At 36.8% G+C, this 25,894-nt stretch carries 26 protein-coding genes; 21 read left to right on the forward strand and 5 right to left on the reverse strand.

Annotated features, from left to right (window positions below; all coding sequences use genetic code 11):
• Positions 1-1,344: a chromosomal replication initiator protein DnaA gene (gene dnaA, locus AC4BB7_RS00005; RefSeq protein WP_490483969.1), complete on the forward strand. Its 1,344-nt coding sequence runs from the start codon at positions 1-3 to the stop codon at positions 1,342-1,344.
• Positions 1,345-1,543: 199 nt separating this feature from the next.
• The gene (gene dnaN, locus AC4BB7_RS00010; protein ID WP_010770269.1) at positions 1,544-2,674 is read left to right on the forward strand and encodes a DNA polymerase III subunit beta; all 1,131 of its coding nucleotides are present in this window, start codon (positions 1,544-1,546) and stop codon (positions 2,672-2,674) included.
• A gap of 28 nt (positions 2,675-2,702) precedes the next feature.
• Here dnaN and AC4BB7_RS00015 read toward each other — a convergent pair whose 3' ends face one another.
• The gene (locus AC4BB7_RS00015) at positions 2,703-2,918 is read right to left on the reverse strand and encodes a hypothetical protein (RefSeq protein WP_490483970.1); all 216 of its coding nucleotides are present in this window, start codon (positions 2,916-2,918) and stop codon (positions 2,703-2,705) included.
• A gap of 298 nt (positions 2,919-3,216) precedes the next feature.
• On the opposite strand from AC4BB7_RS00015, the gene yaaA reads away from it, so the two are divergent.
• The 6 genes from yaaA to AC4BB7_RS00045 all read left to right on the forward strand — a co-directional run bounded on the left by yaaA (position 3,217) and on the right by AC4BB7_RS00045 (position 9,943).
• Entirely contained in the window at positions 3,217-3,459 is a 243-nt protein-coding gene (gene yaaA, locus AC4BB7_RS00020; protein WP_010770272.1) for a S4 domain-containing protein YaaA, read from the forward strand.
• The gene (gene recF, locus AC4BB7_RS00025) at positions 3,446-4,573 is read left to right on the forward strand and encodes a DNA replication/repair protein RecF (RefSeq protein WP_490483971.1); all 1,128 of its coding nucleotides are present in this window, start codon (positions 3,446-3,448) and stop codon (positions 4,571-4,573) included. The genes yaaA and recF overlap by 14 nt, the downstream gene beginning before the upstream one ends.
• Positions 4,570-6,519, forward strand: coding sequence for a DNA topoisomerase (ATP-hydrolyzing) subunit B (gyrB, locus tag AC4BB7_RS00030; protein WP_086314778.1), 1,950 nt, complete (start codon positions 4,570-4,572; stop codon positions 6,517-6,519). The genes recF and gyrB overlap by 4 nt, the downstream gene beginning before the upstream one ends.
• Before the next feature lie 19 nt (positions 6,520-6,538).
• Positions 6,539-9,058 (forward strand): DNA gyrase subunit A, encoded by a 2,520-nt coding sequence (gene gyrA / locus AC4BB7_RS00035; RefSeq protein ID WP_086314779.1) that lies wholly within the window; start codon positions 6,539-6,541, stop codon positions 9,056-9,058.
• A 137-nt stretch (positions 9,059-9,195) separates the two neighbouring features.
• The gene (locus tag AC4BB7_RS00040) at positions 9,196-9,630 is read left to right on the forward strand and encodes a hypothetical protein (protein ID WP_490483972.1); all 435 of its coding nucleotides are present in this window, start codon (positions 9,196-9,198) and stop codon (positions 9,628-9,630) included.
• A 142-nt stretch (positions 9,631-9,772) separates the two neighbouring features.
• The gene (locus AC4BB7_RS00045; RefSeq protein ID WP_170923032.1) at positions 9,773-9,943 is read left to right on the forward strand and encodes a coiled-coil domain-containing protein; all 171 of its coding nucleotides are present in this window, start codon (positions 9,773-9,775) and stop codon (positions 9,941-9,943) included.
• A 415-nt stretch (positions 9,944-10,358) separates the two neighbouring features.
• Here the strand turns inward: AC4BB7_RS00045 and AC4BB7_RS00050 are convergent, their stop codons facing one another.
• Positions 10,359-11,222, reverse strand: coding sequence for a MurR/RpiR family transcriptional regulator (locus tag AC4BB7_RS00050; protein ID WP_086314782.1), 864 nt, complete (start codon positions 11,220-11,222; stop codon positions 10,359-10,361).
• A gap of 409 nt (positions 11,223-11,631) precedes the next feature.
• On the opposite strand from AC4BB7_RS00050, the gene gnd reads away from it, so the two are divergent.
• The 9 genes from gnd (at position 11,632) to AC4BB7_RS00095 (ending at position 19,213) form a co-directional block, all read left to right on the forward strand.
• Positions 11,632-12,531, forward strand: coding sequence for a phosphogluconate dehydrogenase (NAD(+)-dependent, decarboxylating) (gene gnd, locus AC4BB7_RS00055; protein WP_490483973.1), 900 nt, complete (start codon positions 11,632-11,634; stop codon positions 12,529-12,531).
• A 12-nt stretch (positions 12,532-12,543) separates the two neighbouring features.
• Positions 12,544-13,545, forward strand: a complete 1,002-nt coding sequence (locus AC4BB7_RS00060; RefSeq protein ID WP_490483974.1) for a D-isomer specific 2-hydroxyacid dehydrogenase family protein — start codon at positions 12,544-12,546, stop codon at positions 13,543-13,545.
• Between the two features lie 15 nt (positions 13,546-13,560).
• A complete protein-coding gene (locus AC4BB7_RS00065) occupies positions 13,561-14,667 on the forward strand; it encodes an iron-containing alcohol dehydrogenase family protein (protein WP_490483975.1) in 1,107 nt (368 codons plus the stop codon).
• 12 nt (positions 14,668-14,679) lie between these two features.
• Positions 14,680-15,519 (forward strand): PTS mannose/fructose/sorbose/N-acetylgalactosamine transporter subunit IIC, encoded by an 840-nt coding sequence (locus tag AC4BB7_RS00070; protein ID WP_025870612.1) that lies wholly within the window; start codon positions 14,680-14,682, stop codon positions 15,517-15,519.
• 20 nt (positions 15,520-15,539) lie between these two features.
• Positions 15,540-16,412 carry a PTS system mannose/fructose/sorbose family transporter subunit IID gene (locus AC4BB7_RS00075; RefSeq protein ID WP_025870614.1) on the forward strand — a complete coding sequence of 291 codons (873 nt, stop codon included), beginning with the start codon at positions 15,540-15,542 and terminating at the stop codon, positions 16,410-16,412.
• Between the two features lie 21 nt (positions 16,413-16,433).
• Positions 16,434-16,940 (forward strand): PTS sugar transporter subunit IIB, encoded by a 507-nt coding sequence (locus tag AC4BB7_RS00080; protein WP_490483976.1) that lies wholly within the window; start codon positions 16,434-16,436, stop codon positions 16,938-16,940.
• Positions 16,941-17,008: 68 nt separating this feature from the next.
• The gene (locus AC4BB7_RS00085; protein ID WP_490483977.1) at positions 17,009-17,458 is read left to right on the forward strand and encodes a PTS sugar transporter subunit IIA; all 450 of its coding nucleotides are present in this window, start codon (positions 17,009-17,011) and stop codon (positions 17,456-17,458) included.
• Between the two features lie 24 nt (positions 17,459-17,482).
• Positions 17,483-18,556: a mannonate dehydratase gene (gene uxuA / locus AC4BB7_RS00090; protein WP_490485168.1), complete on the forward strand. Its 1,074-nt coding sequence runs from the start codon at positions 17,483-17,485 to the stop codon at positions 18,554-18,556.
• Between the two features lie 6 nt (positions 18,557-18,562).
• Entirely contained in the window at positions 18,563-19,213 is a 651-nt protein-coding gene (locus AC4BB7_RS00095) for a bifunctional 4-hydroxy-2-oxoglutarate aldolase/2-dehydro-3-deoxy-phosphogluconate aldolase (RefSeq protein WP_490483978.1), read from the forward strand.
• A gap of 482 nt (positions 19,214-19,695) precedes the next feature.
• Here AC4BB7_RS00095 and AC4BB7_RS00100 read toward each other — a convergent pair whose 3' ends face one another.
• Together AC4BB7_RS00100 and AC4BB7_RS00105 are read right to left on the reverse strand one after the other, a co-directional pair.
• A complete protein-coding gene (locus AC4BB7_RS00100) occupies positions 19,696-20,067 on the reverse strand; it encodes a PaaI family thioesterase (RefSeq protein ID WP_086314791.1) in 372 nt (123 codons plus the stop codon).
• Between the two features lie 34 nt (positions 20,068-20,101).
• Complete coding sequence (locus tag AC4BB7_RS00105) at positions 20,102-20,443, reverse strand: hypothetical protein (protein ID WP_490483979.1); 342 nt, start codon at positions 20,441-20,443, stop codon at positions 20,102-20,104.
• A 176-nt stretch (positions 20,444-20,619) separates the two neighbouring features.
• Here AC4BB7_RS00105 and AC4BB7_RS00110 point away from each other — a divergent pair, with 176 nt between their 5' ends.
• Entirely contained in the window at positions 20,620-21,003 is a 384-nt protein-coding gene (locus AC4BB7_RS00110; protein ID WP_086314793.1) for a YccF domain-containing protein, read from the forward strand.
• Positions 21,004-21,293: 290 nt separating this feature from the next.
• Positions 21,294-22,814: a zinc ABC transporter substrate-binding protein AdcA gene (locus tag AC4BB7_RS00115; protein WP_490483980.1), complete on the forward strand. Its 1,521-nt coding sequence runs from the start codon at positions 21,294-21,296 to the stop codon at positions 22,812-22,814.
• Between the two features lie 43 nt (positions 22,815-22,857).
• On the opposite strand, the gene AC4BB7_RS00120 is transcribed toward AC4BB7_RS00115, so the two are convergent.
• On the reverse strand, positions 22,858-23,403 hold the full coding sequence (locus AC4BB7_RS00120; RefSeq protein WP_490483981.1) for a TetR/AcrR family transcriptional regulator: 546 nt from the start codon (positions 23,401-23,403) through the stop codon (positions 22,858-22,860).
• A 145-nt stretch (positions 23,404-23,548) separates the two neighbouring features.
• Between AC4BB7_RS00120 and AC4BB7_RS00125 the strand changes: the two genes are divergently transcribed.
• Together AC4BB7_RS00125 and menB are read left to right on the forward strand one after the other, a co-directional pair.
• Positions 23,549-24,481 (forward strand): alpha/beta hydrolase, encoded by a 933-nt coding sequence (locus AC4BB7_RS00125; RefSeq protein ID WP_086314796.1) that lies wholly within the window; start codon positions 23,549-23,551, stop codon positions 24,479-24,481.
• A gap of 587 nt (positions 24,482-25,068) precedes the next feature.
• Positions 25,069-25,884, forward strand: coding sequence for a 1,4-dihydroxy-2-naphthoyl-CoA synthase (gene menB, locus AC4BB7_RS00130; RefSeq protein ID WP_490483982.1), 816 nt, complete (start codon positions 25,069-25,071; stop codon positions 25,882-25,884).
• Positions 25,885-25,894: the final 10 nt, after the last annotated feature.

Raw genomic sequence — 25,894 nt, forward strand, 5'->3', positions numbered from 1 at the left:
ATGCCCGATATGGAAAGTTTCTGGAAAGATCTAGAAGATACTTACCAATCTGTTTTGTCTGCGCCAAGTTTTGATGCTTGGATAAAAACAACGCAACCGCTAAAGTTGGAGAATAACCAATTATGGTTAGAAGTTCCTTCTGCTGTTCATAAAGACTATTGGGAAAAGAATTTAGCCGCTAAAATCGTTGAGACCGGCTTTAAATTGACTGGTGCTGAAGTGATGCCTCATTTTGTTGTTACTGGTGAAACCGAGACAATGCCTGTTCAAGATGAAAAAAAAGCCCCTGTAACGCAAGAAAAAATTGCAGAACATGGCAAGAAAGCTTTATTGAATCCAAAGTATTCTTTTGATACGTTTGTTATCGGAAAAGGAAATCAAATGGCACATGCTGCAGCTTTAGTTGTGGCGGAAGATCCAGGCTCAATTTACAATCCATTATTCTTTTATGGTGGTGTTGGTTTAGGAAAAACCCATTTGATGCATGCAATCGGTCATCAAATGCTGCAAAATCGACCAGACGCTAAAGTAAAATACGTCAGCAGCGAAACATTTACAAATGAATTTATCAATTCGATCCAAACGAAAAATTCAGAACAGTTCCGAAAAGAATACCGAAATGTTGATTTGCTATTAGTCGATGATATTCAATTTTTAGCAGAGAAAGAAGCAACATTAGAAGAATTTTTCCATACGTTTAATGATTTGTATAATGAAAATAAACAGATCGTACTAACAAGTGATCGGCCACCTAACGATATTCCCAAACTTCCTGAGCGTTTGGTTTCTCGTTTTGCTTGGGGCTTATCTGTTGATATCACACCACCTGACTTAGAGACGAGAATCGCCATTTTACGGAAAAAAGCTGATGCAGAACGTCTGGAGATTCCTGATGATACCCTTAGTTACATTGCAGGCCAAATCGATTCCAACATTCGGGAACTAGAAGGTGCATTAGTCCGAGTTCAAGCATTTGCCACAATCAATGGTGAAGATATTACAACAAGTTTAGCAGCAGATGCTTTGAAATCCTTAAAATCTGTCGGCAGTCAAAATCACCTATCGATTTTACAAATCCAAGAAGAAGTGGCAAAGTATTACCATATCCAATTAAAAGATTTAAAAGGCAAAAAACGCGTAAAATCCATTGTTGTTCCTAGACAAATCTCGATGTACCTTTCCAGAGAGATGACAGATAACTCTCTACCAAAAATCGGGGCAGAGTTCGGCGGAAAAGATCATACCACGGTCATCCATGCTCACGAAAAAATTCAACAATTAATGGAAAAAGATCCGACAATTCAAAAAGAAGTTGGAGAAATCAAAAACTTGCTTAATTCCTGACCTGTGGATAAAAAAGAGAAAAAGGAAAAAGTTTTCCACAAGTTATACACAGGTGGAAAACTCCTGTTTCATTTCGTTTCTAGACTTTTCCACAGAATTAACAAGCCCTACTACTTTTATTATTTATTTATATATAAATACAAAACTGTCTTAGCAAAATTAATGCTTTTAAAATCAATTAAAAAGGAGTTCAATCATTATGAAATTAACTGTAAAAAGAAATACATTCTTACAAGAATTACAAACCGTTCAAAGAGCCATTTCTTCTAAAACGACGATCCCTATTTTAACGGGTGTAAAAATCGTTTTGACAGATGAAGGTTTATCCTTAACAGGTAGTAATGCAGATATCTCTATTGAAAGCTTTCTAAGTAAAGAAGATGAAAAAGCTCAAATGACGATTGAATCTACAGGAAGTATCGTTTTACAAGCTCGCTTCTTTGGTGAAATCATTCGTAAATTACCTGAAGAAATGTTCACACTTGAAGTACTAGAGAATAATCAAGTAGCGATTACCTCAGGAAAAGCTGACTTTACTGTTAATGGCTTGGATGCAGATAATTATCCACATCTTCCTGTGATCGATGCCAAAAATCAAATTCAATTACCTGTTCACCTGTTGACAAAAATTATCAATGAAACAGGATTTGCTGTTTCTCTTCATGAAAGTCGTCCAATTTTGACTGGTGTTCACTTTATATTAGAAGATCAAAAATTATTAGCTGTTGCGACAGATTCACATCGTTTGAGTCAACGAATCATCCCTATCGAACAAGCAGCTGAAAATTTCAATATTGTCATTCCAGGAAAAAGTTTGACTGAACTTTCTCGTTCATTCACAAATGAAGAAGAAATGGTCGAAATCAGCATTATGGAAAACCAAGTACTGTTCAAAACTCAAAATATGTATTTCTATTCTCGCTTGTTAGAAGGAAATTATCCTGATACAAATCGTTTGATTCCGACAAGTTTTAATACAGAAATTGATTTTTATGTACCAGAATTATTATCAGCTATCGATCGCGCTTCTTTGTTGTCACATGAAGGCCGCAATAACATCGTTCGTTTAGCCATTGCTTCTGATTCTGTTGTTCTTTACGGAAACTCTCCAGAAATCGGTAAAGTAGAAGAACCTCTAAATTACGAAAAAGTAACGGGTGACCCATTAGAAATTTCTTTCAATCCAGATTATATGAAAGATGCATTGCGTGCTTTTGGCGATATGAGTATTACCGTTAAATTTATTTCTGCAATTCGTCCATTTACATTAGAACCGACAGAAACAGATTTAGATTTTATTCAATTGATTACACCAGTTCGTACAAATTAAGAAAAAAGAGTGTATGAAAAACTGAAACTCAGTTTTTCATACACTCTTTTTTGGGAGTTAAGATCTGAATGATTATCCCTTCACATATTTCTTGTTCCGTTTTTTTGTTTTGGTTCCCATCATCATATAGCATATAGCGCCAAACATAAAAAACATCATTGGCATATCCATGTGAAGGTTCAATCAGTGATAGCATAATATAAAAAGTTGTTTCTGTTAGAGGCAAGATTTTCTTAATATCCATTTATCGTACACCTTTATATCGTCGAACTGTATAAGTCGATTCTTTATTCAGATGATTTTCACATATAACTATTATTTATGATAAACAAAATGAAAATTACTGAAAAAAAATTTCAAGAGACCTAACTTACAAATTTCTCCTTAAAATGCATTTTAAGCCTTTTTTAATCGTTAGAATATTTTTTGTCGATTGCATTCAAAATTGCTTAGAAAGAAAATTAGACGGATAAATTTGTTTTTTGACGTAAAAAAGAGTATAATATTAAAGTAAAAGTGAAAACAAAAAAGAGGGATGCATTTTGAAAAAGACGATTGTTTTAGAAACTGATTATATGACACTTGGTCAGGTCTTAAAAGAAGTCGATGTTATCAGTAGCGGCGGTGCTGCAAAGTGGTACTTAGCTGAAAATAGTGTTTTCGTAGATGGGGAATTAGAGAATCGCCGCGGCAGAAAATTGTATGCTGGAATGATGCTCGAGATACCTGAAGAAGGTACTTTTTTTATGGTTAAAAAGGGCGAGGCAGTCGATGAGACTGAATAAAATCGAGGTGCAGCATTATCGTAATTATGATGGGCTGAGCTTAGATTTTCCTAAAACATTAAATATTTTTCTTGGAGAAAACGCGCAAGGCAAGACGAATCTTTTGGAAAGTATTTATGTTTTAGCAATGACCCGCAGTCACCGAACCAGTAATGAAAAAGAACTAGTTCATTGGGATTCAGATTCAGCAAGGATCAGTGGTGTCATTGAAAAAAAGACGGGAACGGTGCCGCTTGAAATCATTATTTCCAACAAAGGCCGTAAGACAAAAGTCAATCACATTGAACAAAAGCGTTTGAGTTCATACATTGGTCAGCTGAATGTCATTTTATTTGCACCAGAAGATTTATCGCTAGTCAAAGGCTCACCACAATTACGTCGTAAGTTTATTGACATGGAATTAGGCCAAGTCAATCCGATTTACCTATATGATTTGGTTCAATATCAGTCTGTCTTAAAACAGCGTAACCAATATTTAAAACAGCTGGCGGAAAAAAAACAGTCGGATCTTGTTTATCTAGATATTTTGACAGAACAATTGGCAGAATTTGGCGGTAAGGTCTTGTTTGCTCGTCTCGAATTTATTCAAAAATTAGAGCACTGGGCGAACTTACTACACAAGAAAATCAGCCATGAAAAAGAAGAATTAGCGATCGATTATTTTTCAAGTATCCCATTAGACAAAGAAAATTTTTCACTGGAAGAGATCCAAAAGCAACTGCTGCAGAGCCTTCTTGACAACCGGAAACGTGAATTGTTCAAAGCAAATACTTTTTTAGGTCCTCATCGAGACGACCTGATTTTTAATGTAAATGGACAAAACGTTCAAACATATGGTTCACAAGGTCAACAAAGAACCACAGCTCTTAGCGTGAAGCTTGCGGAAATTGATTTAATGTATTCAGAAACAGGAGAATATCCTGTGTTGTTATTAGATGATGTCATGAGTGAGTTAGATAATGAACGACAATTGCACCTGCTAGAAACGATTGAAGGAAAGGTTCAGACTTTTTTAACAACAACAAGTTTGGATCATTTAAACAATAAATTAACTGTTGAACCAGATATATTTCATGTTCATCAGGGAGAGATAGAGAGGGAAGCATCTATATGACAGAAGAAGAAAAAAACATGAAAGAACGTGCACAAGAATATGATGCCAGTCAGATTCAGGTATTAGAAGGTCTTGAAGCGGTTCGTAAACGTCCTGGTATGTACATAGGATCGACGAGTTCAGAAGGTTTGCATCACTTAGTTTGGGAGATCGTTGATAATTCGATCGATGAGGCTTTGGCAGGCTTTGCGTCAAGTATCCAAGTAATTATTGAAGAAGATAACAGCATCACTGTTGTCGATGATGGTCGTGGAATCCCAGTCGGTATCCAAGCTAAAACAGGGAGACCAGCTGTAGAAACAGTATTCACCGTTCTCCATGCTGGAGGAAAATTCGGCGGTGGCGGATATAAAGTTTCCGGAGGACTTCACGGGGTAGGTTCTTCTGTTGTTAATGCTTTATCAACAACATTAGATGTAAAAGTCTACAAAGAAGGAAAAATTTACTTCCAAGAGTTCCATCAAGGTGCCGTCAAAGATGATCTAAAAGTGATTGGCGATACAGACCGTCATGGTACAACGGTTCACTTTGTTCCAGATCCAGAAATTTTTACAGAAACAACGATTTTTAATTTTGATAAATTAGCAACACGTGTAAGAGAATTAGCGTTCTTGAATAAAGGATTAAAAATCTCTATTGAAGATAAACGTGAAGAAAAACCTGTCTTGAAAGAATATCACTATGAAGGCGGGATCAAGAGTTACGTGGAACACTTGAATGCGAATAAAGATGTGCTGTTCCCTGAACCTGTTTTCATTGAAGGAGAACAACAAGACATCATCGTTGAAGTATCGATGCAATATACAGATGGTTACCATACTAACTTACTAAGTTTCGCCAACAACATCCATACGTATGAAGGCGGAACACATGAATCAGGTTTTAAAACGTCATTGACGCGTGTCATCAATGATTATGCTCGTAAACAAAAGATCATGAAAGAAAATGACGAAAACCTAACAGGGGAAGATGTTCGTGAAGGATTAACAGCTGTTATTTCTATCAAGCATCCAGAACCTCAATTTGAAGGACAAACTAAAACAAAACTAGGAAATTCAGAAGTTCGTACGGTTACAGACCGTTTATTCTCTGAGTATTTCAATAAATTCTTGATGGAAAACCCAACTGTTGGGAAACAAATCGTAGAAAAAGGTCTATTGGCTTCAAAAGCCCGTATGGCTGCTAAACGAGCACGTGAAGTAACTCGTCGTAAAGGTGCACTTGAAATCAGTAATTTACCAGGTAAATTAGCCGATTGTTCAAGTAAAGATCCTGAAAAATGCGAAATCTTTATCGTCGAAGGAGATTCGGCCGGTGGATCAGCAAAACAAGGCCGTAGCCGTGAATTCCAAGCGATTTTACCAATTCGTGGGAAAATCCTAAACGTTGAAAAAGCTAGCATGGATAAAATTTTAGCTAACGAAGAAATCCGTTCACTATTTACAGCGATGGGAACAGGATTTGGTGCGGATTTTGATGTATCAAAAGCACGTTACCACAAACTAGTGATCATGACCGATGCCGATGTCGATGGTGCACATATTCGTACGCTGTTATTGACATTGTTCTATCGTTTCATGCGTCCAGTTGTTGAAGCGGGATACGTCTATATCGCTCAACCACCTTTATATGGGGTCAAACAAGGAAAAAATATCACATACGTTCAACCAGGGAAGAATGCTGAGGAAGAACTCGCTCAAGTTTTAGAGAGCCTACCAGCTAGTCCAAAACCAAGTGTTCAACGTTATAAAGGTCTTGGAGAGATGGATGATCATCAATTATGGGAAACAACCATGGATCCTGAAAAACGTTTGATGTCACGTGTCAGTGTTGATGATGCAATCGAAGCCGATCAAATTTTTGAAATGTTGATGGGAGACCGTGTTGAACCACGCCGAGCATTTATTGAAGAAAATGCCCATTACGTGAAAAATCTAGATATTTAATGAAGAAGGAGCAAAATTCATGAGTGAAGAAATGAAAGAGAACATTCAAGACGTCAATCTGACCAGTGAAATGAAAGAATCCTTCATTGATTATGCGATGAGCGTTATTGTGGCGCGTGCGTTACCGGATGTTCGTGATGGGTTAAAACCAGTTCATCGTCGTATTTTATATGGGATGAATGAGTTAGGTGTAACACCTGATAAACCGCATAAAAAATCCGCTCGTATCGTTGGGGATGTTATGGGTAAGTATCATCCACATGGTGATTCATCTATTTATGAAGCAATGGTACGGATGGCTCAACCATTTAGTTACCGCAGTATGCTCGTTGATGGACACGGAAACTTCGGTTCTGTCGACGGCGACGGTGCCGCTGCCATGCGTTATACCGAAGCGAGAATGAGTAAGATTGCGCTGGAGATGCTACGTGATATCAATAAAAATACAGTTGATTTTCATGGAAACTATGATGACTCAGAACAAGAGCCAGATGTACTGCCAGCACGTTTTCCTAACCTTTTGGTGAATGGAACAACAGGGATCGCTGTAGGGATGGCAACCAATATTCCGCCTCATAATTTAGCAGAAGTTATTGAAGCTGCAAGTTTGTTGATGGAAAATCCAGAAGCAACAACGAATGAATTAATGGAAGTATTACCTGGACCAGATTTCCCTACGGGTGGTTTAGTTATGGGTAAATCAGGTATCCGCCGTGCCTATGAAACAGGTCGAGGTTCGATCACGATTCGTGCAAAAGTTGAGATCGTTGATATGCCAAACGGCAAAGAACGTATTCTAGTTTCAGAGCTGCCATATATGGTCAACAAAGCGCGCTTGATTGAACGGATTTCAGAATTACATCGTGAAAAAAGAATCGAAGGAATCACTGATTTACGAGATGAATCCTCTCGTGAAGGAATGCGTATCGTTATCGATGTTCGTCGTGATGTGAGTGCTTCTGTTATCTTGAATAATCTGTATAAGATGACGGCATTACAAACTTCTTTTGGGTTTAATATGTTGGCAATCGAAAAAGGAATTCCTAAAATTCTAAGCTTGAAAGAAATTCTTGAAAATTATATAGAACACCAAAAAGAAGTCATTACACGTCGTACAGAATTTGATAAGAAAAAAGCTGAAGCACGTGCTCATATCTTAGAAGGTTTGAGAATTGCTTTAGATCACATTGATGAGATCATCGCAATTATTCGAAATTCAAAAGCAGATGATGAAGCAAAAGCCGCTTTAATCGAACGTTTTGAATTTTCTGATCGTCAAGCACAAGCGATTTTAGATATGCGTTTACGCCGTTTAACAGGTTTGGAACGCGATAAGATCGAAAATGAGTACCAAGAATTATTGAAATTAATTGCTGATTTGAATGATATTTTAGCGCGTCCAGAACGTGTTATTGAAATCATCAAAACAGAACTTGGTGAGATTCATGATAAATATGGTGATGCTCGTCGTACAGAATTATTAGTCGGTGAAGTTCTAAGTCTAGAAGATGAAGACTTGATCGAAGAAGCTGAAGTTGTTATCACACTAACAAACAATGGCTATATCAAGCGTATGGCGAATAGTGAATTTAGAGCACAACGCCGTGGTGGTCGTGGTGTTCAAGGAATGGGCGTTCATGATGATGATTTCGTGAAAAACCTTGTTTCTTGTTCCACTCATGATACGTTATTATTCTTTACGAATAACGGGAAAGTTTACCGTGCTAAAGGATATGAAATTCCTGAATATGGCAGAACGGCTAAAGGAATCCCTGTGATCAACATGCTAGGGATCGACTCTAGTGAGAAGATCCAAGCGATCATCGCTGTTGAAGGACAAGCAGAAGAAGGACATTATCTATTCTTTACGACTCGTAAAGGTACCGTTAAACGTACAGCAGTTAAGGCATTCTCTAACATTAGAAGTAATGGTTTGATTGCGATTGGTCTAAAAGAAGATGATGAGCTAGTCAATGTTGTCTTAACCAATGGTGAACAAAACATGATCATCGGAACGCATAACGGTTATTCTGTGACATTTGCTGAAACAGCGGTTCGTGATATGGGACGTACAGCATCAGGTGTGCGCGGTATTCGTCTAAGAGAAGATGACTACGTCGTAGGAGCCTCTTTATTGGACGCTGACACGGAAGTACTGGTGTTGACGGAAAATGGTTACGGTAAGCGGACAAAAGCCTCTGAGTACCCTGTGAAGGGCCGTGGCGGTAAAGGAATCAAGACAGCTAACATTACAGCGAAAAACGGACCACTAGCAGGACTTACTACCGTTCGTGGTGATGAAGATATTCTAGTGATCACCAATAAAGGTGTAATTATTCGTTTCAATGTCGATTCAGTTTCTCAAACAGGACGTGCCACATTAGGTGTTCGTTTGATGAGAATGGAAGATGATGCAAAAGTTGTAACGATGGCCGTTGTTGAGCCAGAACCAGACGAAATCGTTGAAGAAGTTGAAAGTGTGGAAACAACAGTGATTGAAACTGAGACGCTAGATACAGATACAACAACAGAAGAATAAATTGAAAAGAAGAACATCTTAGCGGAAGGCCGAGATGTTCTTCTTTTTACTAAATTTAAAAAAAACATAATATCGTTTCGCTTTGTTTTGAAAAAAAGTATGATTATAATAGGAGTAATAAGAAGTGAGAGGTAAAAATGATGACACAAGAAAAATTATTACTATCAAAAACTTTTTCAAAACAATTAAATATTGGAACAGCATTATCTAACTTTCTTGAAAATATACTAGAAATATTCGGAGGGAAAACGACGGTTTATGAACGGAGACCCATTACTTTTTCTGAATATCTGTATGTAGAGATGATCACTTTTTCAAATGGATTTCAAATTCGGACAAGTCTGAAAAGAAATCCAGAAACCTTTGAAATCGAAGCTTTTGCTTATTCAGAGCCAAATCACGTTTATTTATCAAATTTAACCTCGGAAGAACTAACTCTAATGTACCAACTTGTCAAAAAAGAAAGAGAAAAAATCATGAATCAAAAATATGCGGAAGTAGATCAAAGAGAATTGGATGTAATGTCCTCTTTATTGATGAATTTAAAAGTTATCACTGGTGAAATAATTTAGTTAAATGAGAATGTGACTTGTAGCGTTATGTCCTAGCCTAAAAACATGACAATTGTCATGTTGATTCCTGACAAAAGCTTCTATTTGTCTGGAGCTGAATCCGTCATAATAAGCTTATCAACTAATTTAGGAGCGAATAAATATGACAAATCAAAATGAAAAAATCGAAGCATTAAAAGTAGAAAACGAAAATTTAAGATTACGTTTAGCAACGATGAAGGAAGAAAACAAAGCGGACTGGAGTTCATGGATTTGGGTTTTAGTACCTGTAACAGGAATGTTGATCGGATTAGTAAATACGATTTTTACTTGAAATTAACGCTATAAAAGATATGCTGAAGCAACTAATGATACAAACATAGAAATAACTAACCATAAAAACAGTTTGTTACTAAGTTTTTTTAATTTCTTTTATATGATCGTATGATGCAATAAAAAACGCTCTTATACGAATGAAAAATGCAGACAGTGTTACCAGGAACCAAATGCCCATTATTAAACCGATTAAATGAAACAATTTCAACTTCAACCTCCCAAAAGTATATTATAGAGTAACAATGATTATATAATCAAAAGAATATGGGAGATCGTTAGAGTTGTTGAAGAAAAATAAAAAAAACACATCCTCATTGAAATTTTATGCTCGAATATCGAGTGTCAATTTTTTTTGAAAAATGTGTTTTTTTTTATTTTTGAAGGATATATAGTAATAATCAATGCGTAGATCTCTACGTAGTACTAATATTGTAGCGAATCTTTTTTAAAGAATCGGCATTCTGATCAAAATTATGATACATAATATTGGTGTATAGGATATCCATAACGGTTAAATAACTGATTCTAGAAGCTAATGATTCAGCACGAAATAGTCCTTCTTCCGTTACAACGATAATAGCTTCATCCGATAATCCAGCTAATTCTGAACCACTGTTGCCGGTTAAAGTGATAAGTTTTGCCTCGGTTTTTTTTACCTGCCGAGCTAGGTTAATGGATTCCTTTGTCTTGCCAGAGTGAGAAAAAATAAACACACAATCTTCACTAGTCAGCTTAGTAACAAAGCTTAACTGCATATGATAGTCAAAGATATAATTACACCGATATTTGGTGCGAATAAACTTATGAAAACTGTCAAAAGCAACAATAGAAGAGCCACCTTGTCCAAAAAAGTGTAAGGTTTTCGCAGAATACATTAGTGCCAAAACATTGTCCAATAACTCTTTCGTTAAAAACTGCGTGGCATTACTTAATGAATATATATTGGCTTGTAAGACCTTTTTGGCAATATCGATACTATTATCATCTGGTAAAATATCATCTGCGCCATTGACGGAATTGATGTTCTGAAAGGTCGGTTGATAATTGGAATTTCGAGCAATATCAATCTTAAATTCCTGAAAACCAGAATAGCCAATGTTTTTAACGAATTGATAAACGGAAGATTGAGAAACACCGATTTCATTCGCTAGATTTTCTAACGTCATCTGAGTCAATAATGCTTCTGATTGAACAAGATACTCTGAAATTTTTTTTTCTGTAATACTTAAACTTGGTCGTTTTATCCGAATTCGCTGGTCAAGGTAATGATTTTTCATAAGGAAGTTCCTCCAATCTTTCAACCTTTTTTACAAAATGAATGCCTTTTTATGATTAGCATAGACTTATTATAGAGAAAAAAAATTAGAATTACAATTTCTCCTCTCGTCTAAAAAAAATAAAGTCTTAAAAAAAGGGGTAAAAAAATAAACAATCTTTTTTCTGAAAAATTTATAAAGCCTTGAAAAAATCTTGAAGAAAGAAAATGAAAATAAGTCAGAATGTTCGATCTGAGCATCGTTGTTTCCTTTCTTTTACATGAAAACAGCAAAAAAATAATGTTATTTTCCTCCTGTAAAAAGCGAATTTTCTTTAAAAAATAAAAAATATTTTTTATTTAATGTATGCATTTACATTTTTTTTTTTATCTATTATGATGGGGGTATCAAAAAGGCAGGTGAGTAAAAAATGATTATTGGATTTATTGGTCTTGGGAAGATGGGGTTGAACATGGCATTGAATGTTCAAGCACAAGGCTGGGAAATAATTGGCTATGATGTAAACAACGAGGCAAGAGAAACAGCTAAGCAAAAAGGTCTTTCGGTAGCAGATTCTTTAGAGAGTTTATTGAAAGCGCTTAACAAAAAGAAGGTAATATTTTTAAGTACACCAGCTGGAATGATCACTAATCAATTGGTAGCAGATCTTACAGAAGTGCTGGGGGTAGGAGACATCATCATAGATAGTGGTAATTCAAATTTTCATGACAGTGTATCGAATGCAGAGAAAGCCAAAGTAAAAGGTATTTACTTTATTGATTGCGGCACTTCTGGTGGTTTAAAAGGAGCTCGTGAAGGAGCCTGTTTAATGGTTGGTGGTGAAAAAGAAGCGGTGGTTGTGTTGGAACCCTTTTTTAAAGATTTAGCTTGTGAGAATGGCTATCTTTATGCAGGAAAATCAGGAGCAGGGCACTACTTAAAAATGGTTCACAATGGCATCGAATACGCGATGATGCAAGCAATGGGTGAAGGCTTTAACTTGTTAGAAGCTTCGGGTTATTCATTTGCATTGGATGAGGTGGCGAGTGTTTGGAACCACGGCTCAATTATCGAAGCACGTTTGATGGGATTAGCAGCTGATATTTTTTCAGATGATCCAACATTAGCCAGCTTAGAAGGAAAAGTTGCTTCAAATGGGGAAGCGAAATGGATGATCGAAGAAGCATTACGATTAGAAATGCCTGTTCCAACAACAGCATTATCGTTGTTCGTTCGTAACGAAAGTATGTTAACAAATCATTTTTCTAACAAGGTAGTAGCCTCCTTACGTCGAGGCTTTGGTGGTCATGCGGTTGTAGAAAGTCAGTAAAGGAGCCTAACTATGTCAAAAGAACAGAAAATCGCAATAGTGAATTCAAGTAGTTTTGGTGAAATTTTTCCAGAACATTTGGCTCGATTAGAAAAAATTGGAGTAGTTGACCATTTTATAGTAGACAGTGAAATTGGTGGTAAAGAGTTAGCTGAATTGCTGCATGGATACACGATGATCATCGCCAGTGTTACCCCATTTTTTACAGCAGAATTTTTCCAACACAAAGATGAACTACTATTAATTTCTCGTCATGGCATCGGCTACAATAACATTGATTTAGAAGCGGCGAAAAAACACAATACGATTGTTTCTATCATTCCAGCATTAGTTGAACGAGATGCTGTCGCTGAGAATAATATCACGAATTTATTAGCTGTTTTACGACGGACAGTCGCAGCAGATTCAAGCGTCAAAGCAGATCAATGGGAAAAGCGAGCCCAATTTGTTGGTCGAACATTGTTTAATAAAACAGTGGGCGTTATTGGGATTGGTAATACAGGGAGTTGCGTGGTTGAAGCATTGAGAAATGGCTTTCGTTGTGAGGTGTTAGCCTATGATCCTTATAAATCGCAAACGTATATACAAAGTTATGGGGCGAGAAAAGTTGATTTAGACACGTTACTAACCTCTGCAGATATTATCTGTTTATGTGCCAATTTAACAGACGAAAGCTACCATATGATCGGTGAAACAGAAATTGCAAAAATGAAAGACGGAGTTTATCTCTCAAACAGTGCACGTGGTGCATTAATTAATGAAAAAGCAATGATTCAAGGCTTGCGTTCAGGGAAAATCGCTGGATTTGGTACCGATGTTTTAGAAGAAGAACCTGGTCGAAAAAACCATCCTTATCTCTCTTTTGAAAACGTAGTAATGACACCCCATACATCAGCTTATACGATGGAATGTTTGCAAGCGATGGGGGAAAAATGTGTTCGAGATGTGGAAGATGTTGCAAAAGGTGTTTTACCGCAACGAGCCGTTCAAGCAGATAGTCGTTATGTCAGCTAAAAGAGGAGGATGAAGATGTTAACAGATTTAAAAGTCAAAGTGGGACCGCAATTTTATCGTTACCATGAAGGAGCATTAGATACTGTCCCGCAATTATTGGAAGAATACCATGCTAAAAGAATTTTAGTGGTTCATGGTTCACTATCTTTTGAAAAAGCCCAGCCATTTTTAACTTTTTTGTCAGATGAGCGTTATCGATTTTTTTATCATTCTTATACAGGTGAATGCAGCTATTATGGGGCAGAGTTGATTGCAGATCAGATCAAAAGCCATGAGATCGACTTTATGATTGGTGTTGGTGGCGGTAAATTAGCCGATTTGGTCGGTTATGCAGCATATCTTAATGATTTGAATTTTGGTGTTATCCCGACTTTGGCGAGTAATTGTGCCCCATGGACACCTTTAGCAGTGATGTATAAAGAAAATGGTGCAGCTGAAGGAAAAACAGAACATTTCTTTCGACAAGCGGCATTTTTAATGACAGATCCGCGGTTGATTATTGATGCGCCTCGCGATTATTTTATTGCAGGATTAGCCGATACCTTAGCGAAATGGTATGAATCAGAAAGTATTTTACGACAAGAAAAATTACAAGACGAACCGTTTTTAGAATTGGCTGGCGCAACGGCTAAGCTTTGTCAGGAAGCTATTATGCGTGATTCAGTCACTGCCTTGAACGCCATGGATAATAGAAAGGTAACGCCAGAATTTGTTCACCTTTCAGAAATCATTTTTGCGGTTTCAGGATTAGTCGGTGGGTTAGGCGATAAATATGCCCGAAATGCCGCTGCACACGCGATGCATGATGCAATGAGTAAGTTTTTATCAAACAGTCATGATTTCTTACATGGTGAAAAAGTCGCCTATGGTATTTTTTATCAATTAGCATTAGAACAAAAGTGGTCGGTAATTGACGACTTAATCCCTTTTTATCAAGACATGCACTTGCCTATGTCGCTAGAACAAATGGGGCTATATCCAGAAGATACAGATATTTTGCAAGCTATGGTTCAATTTATTGATTCAAAAGAAAAGGTTCATTTAATTCCGATCGCTATTTCTGAAAAAACGTTGCAGCAAGGAATTGAAGACCTAGAAAAATATATCCGAGAACAAGGATAAGAAGGAGGAACTATGGAAACTTTAAGTGTTTTACAAAGTTTGATAATGGCGCTTTGGGTAGCAGCAATTATGTCAAGATGGCTTGGAGGAGGCGCAACGTTAACGTTACGTTTTTCACCTTTAATGACTGGATTAGTTGCTGGTTTAGTGATGGGGGATGTGCCAAAAGCAATGATTGTTACAGCGGCACTGCAAATGATCTATATGGGGGTGTTTTCTCCAGGTGGCTCTATGCCGGCGGAACCATCGATTGCCGCAGCGATCGCAGTTCCTGTTGCTTTATTAGGAAACTTAAAACCAGAAGCGGCGATTGCTGTAGCGGTACCTGTGGGACTTTTAGGAAGTTATTTGTATCAATTCCGTTTCTTTATTAATACATTTTTAGGAAAGTATACTGACCGAGCAGTAGCAGAGTTAAACTCAAAAAAAATTGCGCGTTCGATTATCTGGTACCCAACGATTGCATCATTTATTTTATTCGTTCCGTTAGTGTTTTTTGCTCTTTATTTAGGTGCACCAGTGATTGCAGATATTATCAAGGCATTAGAAGGAACAGTGGTTATTCATGTATTAGAAGTAGTCGGCGGCGGGCTAGCGGCGATCGGGATTGCGACAACAGTTTATGTTATTGGACGTAAAGACTTCTTGGTCTTCTTCTTCCTAGCTTATTTCATGAGTATTGTCTTTAAATCATTAGAAATCACGATGGTGACTTATGCAATCTTCGGTGTTATTATCGCGTTAATTTTTGTTCAAGTTCAAAAAGGCAAATCCGTTGTGACAGAAAGTGCTGTTTCCAACCATTCATCTGCCGATTTTGATGATGACGACGATTACGATGACGGATTTTAGGAAAAAAGGAGGAACTAAAAATGACGGAAACAACAGAAAAAATGGTCCCGAAAACAACGGCTTTGGCACCAGAAGAAATTACAAATAAAGATGTAACGAAAGCTTATCTTCGTTGGCATTTTGCCAATGAAATTCCACATTCATTTGAACGTTATTTGGCACCATCATTGCTTTACGCAATGATGCCACTTTTGAAAAAGCTATACAAAGATGATGAACAATTAAAAGCGGCTTACATGCGTCAGTTACTTTTCTTCAATACACAGTTAAGTTGGGGCGGTGGTGTCATTACTGGGTTGATGGCGTCAATGGAACAAGAACGAGCTAAAGAAGAATATGAAAAACGCGAAATCATGATGCAAGATGATTTAATGTATAACACCAAAGCTGGTTTGATGGGCGCTTTGGCAGGGATTGGAGATGCGATCGACTCTGGAACTGTGCAATATATTTTCATCGCCATTGCGGTTCCGTGGGCACAACAAGGAAGTGCATTAGGGGCGATCTTTCCATTTATCGCATTCGCTTTATATCAAGTGTTATTAGGTGTTTTCTTTGCCAGATCATCTTTTAAAATGGGTCGAAATGCAACGGGTTTAATGCAAAGTGCAGGGATTCAAAAGGCAATTGAAATGTTGTCTGTTCTCGGTCTGTTTATGATGGGGATTTTAGCTGGAAATTATGTCAAAGTTTCTTCAACATTACAATTTAAGCTTTCTGGGCGTGAATTCGTTGTTCAAGATATTTTGGATCAAATTGTACCAGGACTATTACCATTAGCAGTTGTGATGGGTGTGTATTGGTTCTATACGAAAAAAGGTCTAAAAGTAACGCAAGCATTATTGTGGCTCACAGGTATTTTAATTGTTTTGGCCGCAGTTGGTATTTTATAAAAAGAAGAGGACGTGAAAAAAATGGGTGTAGTAAATTTAGCACGTGTGGATGAGCGTTTGATCCATGGACAAGTAATGATGACATTATCACAAAAGAGTGGTGTTAATTCAATTTTCGTAGTGGATGAGATTGTGGCAAAAGATAAATTTATGCGGGATTTATACAAAAGTGCAGGTAGCCGCACTGGGCAAAAAACAATTGTTGTTACGCCAGAAAAAGCTAAATTTTATTGGGATGAATACAATTTCAAAGAGTATAACTGTATTTTAATTGCTAAAACCGTTGGGGTTATTTACGACTTGGTAAAACACGGGGTGCCGATAAAAGAATTAAATATCGGTGGAATTGCACAAAAAAATCCAGAGAAGGATTTATTCGTTACTAAATCAGTCTATTTAAACAAAGAAGATGCTGAAAAATTAAAAGATATGCACGATAACTACGGGGTAGAAGACATTTATTTCCAAGCAACACCCGCCGCAACAAAAACTAGTTTAAAAGACGTATTAGGAAATTTTGACTTGTAAAACAAAGGGAAAGATAGGCCATTTTAGGTCAGTTAAATAGCCTCAATAAGATCACAGGAGGAACAAGTATGCTAGGAATTGTGATTGCGACACATGGCGCACTAAGCGATGGAGCAAAAGATGCTGCTACAGTTATCATGGGAGCAACAGAAAATATTGAAACAGTAAATTTAAATAGTGGAGATGATGTACAGGCGTTAGGTGAGCAAATCAAAAAAGCGATTGAAACAGTGAATCAAAATGATGGTGTGTTGGTTTTAGTTGATTTACTGAGTGCGAGTCCATACAATCAAGCTGTTTTAGTGATCAATGAATTAGAGCCAACTATTCAAAAAGATATGTATGTTATTAGCGGCACGAATTTACCAATGATTTTAGAAGCTATTAATCATCAAATATTGGGGACACCTATCGCTGAAGCAGCTCAAGCTGTTGTAGTACAAGGAAAAGAGAGTGTACAAGCGTGGGATATATCTATGATAACAACTGAAATTGATGATGATGAGGATGATTTTTAATGGAGGAAGCAAAGGATGAGTGCAATGAAATGGGGATTTAGATGGTATGGCACTGAAGGAGATGCCATTCCGTTAAAACATATCCGACAAATCCCAGGAATTACTGGAATCGTTGGAACATTATTAAATAAACTGCCAGGAGATATTTGGTCTGTAGAAGAAATTCAAACATTAAAACAATCCGTTGAAAAAGAAGGTTTGGAGTTATTAGGAATCGAAAGCGTAGCTATTCATGATGCGATTAAAGCTGGTACGCCTGAGCGGGATTTGTATATCGATCATTATATTCAAACATTACGTAATCTAGGAAAATGCGGGATTTCGTTAGTTTGTTACAGTTTTAAGCCTATTTTTGGTTGGGCCAAAACGGATTTGGCTTACGAAAATGAAGATGGCAGTTTATCTTTACTTTTTGACCAAGCTGTTGTGGAAAATATGCAACCAGAAGATATGTATCAATTGATTCATAGCCAATCGAAGGGCTTTCGTTTACCTGGTTGGGAAGAAGAACGGCTGCAACAATTTCAAGAATTAAAAGCAATGTACGAAGGGGTCACAGAAGAAAATTTAGTTGAAAATCTACGCTATTTCTTAGAAAGAGTGATTCCCGTTTGTGAAGATGAAGATATCAAAATGGGGATCCATCCCGACGATCCACCTTGGGAAATCTTTGGTTTACCAAGAATTACCAAGAACTTAGCCGATTTGAAACGAATTTTATCTTTAGTCGATTCACCAGCAAACGGCATCACTTTTTGTACAGGATCTCTTGGTGCAGATCCAATCAATGATTTGCCTACCATGATTCGTGAAATAGGTGACAGAATTAATTTTGTTCATTTCCGGAATGTAAAATATTTAGGAGATCATCGATTTGAAGAAACAGCTCATCCAAGTGTTGCAGGTTCTTTAGATATGTCCGCCTTGATGCAGGCTTTAGTTGATGTAGGGTACGAAGGGGTGATTCGTCCAGACCACGGTCGCGCAATCTGGGATGAGAATGCGATGCCAGGTTATGGTTTATATGATCGAGCAATGGGCTTAACGTATATTCAAGGGCTTTATGAAGCAACCAAAGCAAATGAAAATAGGAAGTGACAGAGAATGATGATAGATGTGGAAAAAAAAGAGCTAATGTACCAAACGTTAGCCGATTGCAAATTGTTGCCGCTATATACAGCAACAGATTTAAGCTACTTACCACAAGTAGAAGAACTGTTACTAAGGAATGAGCTACCGTTCATTGAAGTCACGTTTCGAAGCGACTTAGCATTGGAAGCCATCAAACAATTAGCCGCTTCTGAGAAATTAATTGTGGGTGCTGGTACTGTTCGTACGTTACAAGAAGCCAGAGATGCTATCAGTAATGGTGCTCAATTTATTGTGTCGCCAGCCATTGTTCCAGAAGTCATTGAATTTTGTTTAGAAAGAAATATTCCCGTTTTTCCTGGAACGGCTACGCCTAGGGATATTCAACAAGCATTAGACTTTGGGTTACATGTGGTGAAATTTTTCCCAGCAGATATATATGGTGGGTTAAAAGCGATTAAAAGCTTAAGTGGTCCTTTTTATGATGTGAAATTTTTGCCAACTGGTGGGATTCATGAAAGCAACTTTTTAGAGTATGTAAACGCTGAGGAAATCATAGCTGTTGGTGGCTCCTTTATTTTATCAGAGAAAATGATCCGCGAAGATGTAGAATCTGCAGACGAGCATCTTCAGCAGTTGGTACAGTTACTGAAAAAAGCGAAATAACCGAAACAATAAAGAGTAACCTTTACGTATTCAATTAATAAAAATAGTGGGATAAAGCATATTAATTATTGATAGAAAGTTGAATAAACACACTAAACTAGAGGAGCTTGGACCATACGTTCTAAACCGAAATCCAGATACCAGTCAATTTGATGGACATCTGGATTATTTTTGTACAAAAATAAGAATACCTTTACTAGAATAAAAGTAACGACTCAATCAAACTAGCGAGGTGTTTTTATAGTTAAACGTTATACCGAAAATCAAGTTCTTCCTCTAGATTTTAATTTTCTGCTAGAAAAAATTACCATGGATGAGCTTGATTGAGCGTATTCTTGAGGAACGCGTTAGCCTTTTTTATCATCAAATGGGTTCATCTTTTCACCATTCGCATGATGTGGCTCACTCAAAGTTCTCAACCTAGCTATGAACCATCAATCGTTTTTGTTTGGAGAAAGGACTATTGTTCCACACTCCTATTTTTATTTCTCAATTTTGCGGCTCATTAGTGTACAACGACCAACAGCTGTCAACTCCTCTGAAGCATTAAAAATTTTTCCTTCCCAAACTTGAACAGTTTGTCCAATTCGATCTGCTGTTGCGACGACCGTTAATATGCCGCTAGGTACGCTTTTTAAATGGTTGATTTGAAGGTCGATACCAACTGCATAAGAAGTTTCATCCAGCTGTTCATTTGCTCCTAAACTGCAGGCTGTTTCAATCAAAATACCATTCATTCCTCCATGTAAAATGCCATAAGGTTGTTTATGGAAATCTTCTATTTTCATGGTTAGAACTACTTTTTCTTTAGATAGCTCAGTTGTTTCAATGTTCAAATAGTCTAATAAATGCATAATCACCCAATCCTCTCTTTTTTTTAGCAAATCATTACTGGATCGATTCCAGAAAAGCAATTACCTTATCTAGATTCAACTCATGATAACTTAAAGAATCAAAATAGAATACTTTTTCTCTTGGATAATCTTTTAGATCAAATTGTTTTTGCAGTCCTGGGACACAAATAACAGCATCTGCTTCTTGAGCAATAAAGTCGATATCTGCGATGGAGTCGTCTAAAACGGCGAGCCAGTGACTATTCTTTTTTTCGAGTGTTTGGTTTAGCTTGGTTACTAATTTATTTTGTTTAAACATGCCTAGAACGTTTCCATCTGGAAGTATGTTTTTTCCAAACATTGGTGTACTTTGATAGACTATGATTGCTGTGCTCATAAAAAAATCTCCTTTGGGGCTAATAATGAGGTTCTTAATAGTAATAGTAACGAAAGTATTAAGTGTTCACAAGAAAATTTATATGATTTAATCATTTTATGCATAAAGAAAAAGAATGTTTTTGGATTTTATAGTATAATTTCTATTTAAAGTATAAAGAAGGCAGGGATCAAGATATGGGTTGTCTAGGAAATATTATTTGGTTCATTTTTGGTGGTTTTTTTGGTGGATTGACTTGGCTTTTAGCAGGAATTCTGTGGTGTATTACGATCGTTGGGATTCCGATTGGACTGCAGTGTTTCAAACTAGCAGGTTTAAGTTTTTGGCCCTTCGGTAAAAAAGTTGTGTACAGCACAAGTACGACCTCATTCTTAGTAAACATTCTTTGGCTAGTATTCAGTGGATTTTGGTTGGCAGTAGGACATTGTGTCAGCGGAATTATTTTATGTGTAACGGTCATTGGAATACCATTTGGGATGCAGTCGTTTAAATTGGCTAAATTGGCATTGATGCCGTTTGGTGCACAAGTCGTTCCTACGAACAGTATTTATATGGAATAAGAATAAAAAATAGAGAGTGTGAGATAATAATCAGATTTTTTTCTGACTATTGTCTTACGCTTTTTATTTTGGCTTTATACTTTCTTGGTCTCTGTTCGTCTCTTGACAACGATAACAAAAATTGTTATATTCTCATGTGGTTAAAACGTAACCATTACGTTTTGCGTTGTGAGAATCGGAAAGGAGTGGTCTGATGAGCAATTAGTTTTTATTACAATAATGTGTTTTTCACACTAGCAATTATCTTAAGATACACTAGATCATAAATAAAACAATTGAGGAGATCAAAAATGAAAAAGAAGTTACGACTTATTAGCGTAGGGTTATTTTTACTAGGAATTATTTTAACAGCTTGTACCAAACCAAAAACGGAGACAAAAGAGAATAAAGATCAAAAACAATTAACGATTGTCACTTCTTTTTATCCGATGTATGAATTTACTCGAAATATCGTTGGCGACGTTGGTGAGGTTATGTTAATGGTTCCAGCTGGAACAGAAGCGCATGATTACGAACCTTCTGCAAAGGACATTGCCAAATTACAAGATGCGGATGCCTTTGTTTATAATAGTGAATATATGGAAACTTGGGTGCCTAAGATGGAAAAATCACTAAAGAATGTGACGAGTATCAAGGCAAGTGAAGGGATGGTTCTTTTACCTGGGAGTGATGATGATCACGATCATTCAGCAGAGGAAAATCACGACGGGCATTCTCATGACTATGATCCTCATGTATGGTTAAGTCCATTTCGAGCAATCAAAGAAGTTGAAACAATCAGAGATGAATTGAGTAAACATTTCCCAGAGAAAAAAACGACATTTACTAAAAATGCGGCAGATTATATCGAACAATTAACGGAGCTTAATGAACTGTATGAGAAAAAGTTGACGAATGCTAAACAAAAAAATTTTATTACCCAACATACAGCTTTTTCTTATTTAGCTTTAGATTATAACTTAAAACAGGTACCAATTGCAGGAATTTCTCCCGATCAAGAACCGCAGCCTTCTCGGATTGCAGAACTGAAAAAACTAGTGGAAGAAACAGGGATCAACTATATTTATTTTGAAGAAAATGCAAATGACCGAGTAGCGAAAACCTTAGCAAACGAGACAGGTGTTGAATTACTTGTTTTAAATCCGTTAGAAGGTCTTACAAATGAGGATATGAAAGCAGGCAAAACGTATATTAGTGTGATGAAAGATAATTTAGAAGCACTGATAAAATCAACAGAAGTTACGCCTAAAAAAGAACTAACTGAAGCTACTGTAAACAAGACGGTTTCAAATGGCTATTTTGACGACAAGGATGTTAAAGATCGTGAGCTTTCTGATTATGCTGGTGAGTGGCAATCGGTGTTTCCTTATTTAGAAGAGGGCATGTTTGACCAAGTATTTGACTATAAAGAAAAACGAACGAAAAAAATGACGGCAGAAGAATACAAAGACTATTATCAGAAAGGGTATCAAACAGACGTAGATCGAGTTGATATCAGTAAGGACACCATGACTTTTATAGTAGGGGATAAACAGTACTCGTCGAAATATAAATACGTAGGAAAAGAAATCTTAACTTATAAAGCAGGAAATCGTGGAGTTCGCTATTTATTTGAAGCCACAGAAGACACGCCGTATAAGTATGTGCAATTTTCAGATCATGGGATCGCCCCTTCAAAAGCAGCACATTTCCATATCTATTTTGGTGATGAAAGTCAGCAAAAATTATTGGAAGAAATGGACAATTGGCCTACGTACTATCCTGTTGGTATGACTGGATTTGATATTGCACAAGAGATGCTGGCACATTGATACTAATATAAATCATTAATGATTGTCTCATTTTTATTTTTGATTATATATTTCTTTGAACAAGTTTTCCGACTTGTTGGGCTACAATTGCTGTATCACCATTGATCTCTTCTAGAACAAAAGATTCAATGATCCCCATCACAGCAATTCCCAAAAATTTTAAGAGAATTTCTTGATCGATCATTTTGTTGCTATCAGATAGTGGGTAGATTTTTTTCTTTAGTTCCCCCATCGTAAAATCTAGTAACTTTTTTCGAAATGAAAGTGTACTGTTACTTTTAAACAGCGCTTTAAAAAAATCTTTACGTGCATCAAAATAGTTAAACCAGATAATTGTTCCTTCTATCAATTCTTTTTCTTGTTTTTGATCACAAATTATCCGTAACTCAGATAAGTGCTCATCGACAAGTTGTTCTAAAAGATCAAATTTATCTAGATAGTGCAGGTAAAAGGTTTTTCTAGCAATATCTGCTTGTTCAGCAATGTCTTTTATCGTTATTTCGTCAAATCCACGTTCCATTAATAAGTTTACAAAGGCTGCCCGAATCGCTTGTTTTGATTTTAGAATTCTTCGATCGATTTTACTCATAGTCATTCTCCTAGACTACACATTTTTGAATAAGTGTGTAGTAAGTCTCATTTTTCTTTTTTTGGTTATTGAAAAGTATTTTTCTGCATTTTATTATACTAGAGTGTAATAATTCTCTCAAGAGAAAAATAAAGGTGGTATTATGATGAATGTAGAAAAACAAACTGTAAAATTTGATGCAAAAGGATTAAAGGTCGCTGGTATTTTAAATGTCCCTGATGGATTAGATGCAAGCAAGAAATATCCTGCGATTGTGTGTGTCCATCCTGGCAGTAGTTGTAAAAACCAAACTGCTGGAATTTATGCTGAAAAACTAGCAGCATTAGGCTATGTCACGCTTGTTTTTGATGCTTCGTATCAAGGAGAAAGTGAAGGAGAACCGCGTTTTATTGAAGAACCAGCAGCAAGAGTCGAAGATATTCGCTGTGCAGTTGATTATTTAACAACAATTGATTATGTGGATGTCGATCGCATTGGTGTTTTAGGTGTTTGTGCTGGTGGAGGTTACGCAGTCAATGCAGCAATGACCGAACGTCGGATCAAAGCAGTTGGAACTGTTGTAGGTGCAAATATTGGTCGTGTCAATCGTGAAAGTCATGGCGATACAGTTGGCGTAATCAAGGCATTGGAAGAGATTGGGCAACAACGGACTGTGGAAGCAAGAGGCGAAAATCCTTTGATTGCGAATTGGATTCCTAAGAATCAAGAAGAAAGAGAAGCTGCTGGAATCACAGATATTGATATAATTGAAGCAGTGGACTATTATACGACACCTCGTGGCCAACATCCTTGTTCTCCAAATAAAGTGAGATATACTAGTTTTGGTTCAGTAATTGGGTTTGATGCGTTTCATCTTGTAGAAGAATTACTGACACAACCACTGCAAATTATTGTTGGTAGTGTACAAGGTGCATTTGGCTCGAATAGAGATGGACACGAATTGTTTGCTCGTGCAGGTTCTGAGAAGAAGGATTTGTATGTGATCGAAGGTGCTAGTCATTATGATTTGTATGATCAGGAAGAACCAGTTGGTTTGGCAGTGGAGAGATTAGAGGCTTTTTATAGGGAGAATCTTTAATTTAGAGAGGAGTAATCTAAGTGATCACAAACTCGCTTTATTCCTTTTTTGATGAAATACGTTTAAGCTAAGCGCTTTACGACATGAACTTAGAAGAGAACTGTATGTAATACAAGGGAAGTATCTATCTGTAAAATAAAACTGTCTGATGTAACTTCATTGTTGTATCAGACAGTTTTTCTGAAGAAAAAAGTAACCATAAACGAAAGTACTGTTAATTCCGTAAAGTAATAGCATCGATATCAGAAGATTCATTAAAAGTCTTAAATTCAAAAATAATCAAGTTAGGAATCCAGATTCCATCATTGACCATGGTGATAAATGTTAAGGAACGTCTTACGACAGGGTTTCGTAGGATGTTCCTTTTTCTAAGTTCAATTTCGCCACTCTCTAAACCGTCTATCATTCTAAAATCTTCATATTTGTGTATAATAGAGGCATTGAAAACTAATCTAGTTGCACAAGCCAGTCTCTCGGAAAAAAGATAAATTATGAATAAGGCAAAAAGCACCTTAGTCCTAATTTCCTATTTTTCTATCAGAGCTAAGCAGCTTGTTCCGCTTTAAAAATTATAAGGAGGTTTCCCAATGAGAAACTGGACAACAATCAAAGAATACGAAGAAATTTTATTTGAGCAAGAAGGTAAAGTGGCGAAGATCACAATCAATCGTCCTCAAGTACACAATGCTTTTACTCCAAAAACAGTCATGGAAATGATCGATGCATTCAACATTAGCCGTGATAAACAAGATGTTGGCGTGATTATTTTAACTGGTGCAGGCGATAAAGCATTTTGTTCTGGCGGCGATCAGAAAGTTCGTGGTCACGGTGGTTATGTAGGGGAAGATAGTGTTCCTCGTTTGAATGTATTAGATTTACAACGTTTGATTCGTGTGATTCCAAAACCTGTCATTGCGATGGTCAAAGGCTATTCGATCGGTGGTGGGAACGTACTTCAACTTGTTTGTGATTTGACGATTGCGGCAGATAACGCTAAATTCGGTCAAACAGGACCGAACGTTGGTAGTTTTGATGGTGGATACGGATCTGGCTATTTAGCGCGTGTTATTGGTCATAAGAAAGCCAAAGAAGTTTGGTTCCTATGCAAACAATACTCAGCGGAAGAGGCGCTGGATATGGGGTGGATCAATACCGTTGTACCTTTAGCCGAAGTAGAAGATATAACGATGGAATGGGCCGAAGAAATGTTGAAGAAAAGCCCACTTGCATTGCGTATGATCAAAGCTTCTCTAAATGCCGATACAGATGGTTTGGCTGGAATTCAGCAATTAGCAGGAGACGCAACGTTACTTTATTATACAATGGATGAAGCCAAAGAAGGACGCGATTCATTTAAAGAAAAACGTGAACCTGATTTCGACCAATTCCCTAAATTTCCATAAAATAAAAGGG

The sequence above is a fragment of the Enterococcus sp. AAFC-DPL-5182 genome (genome assembly GCF_058216605.1).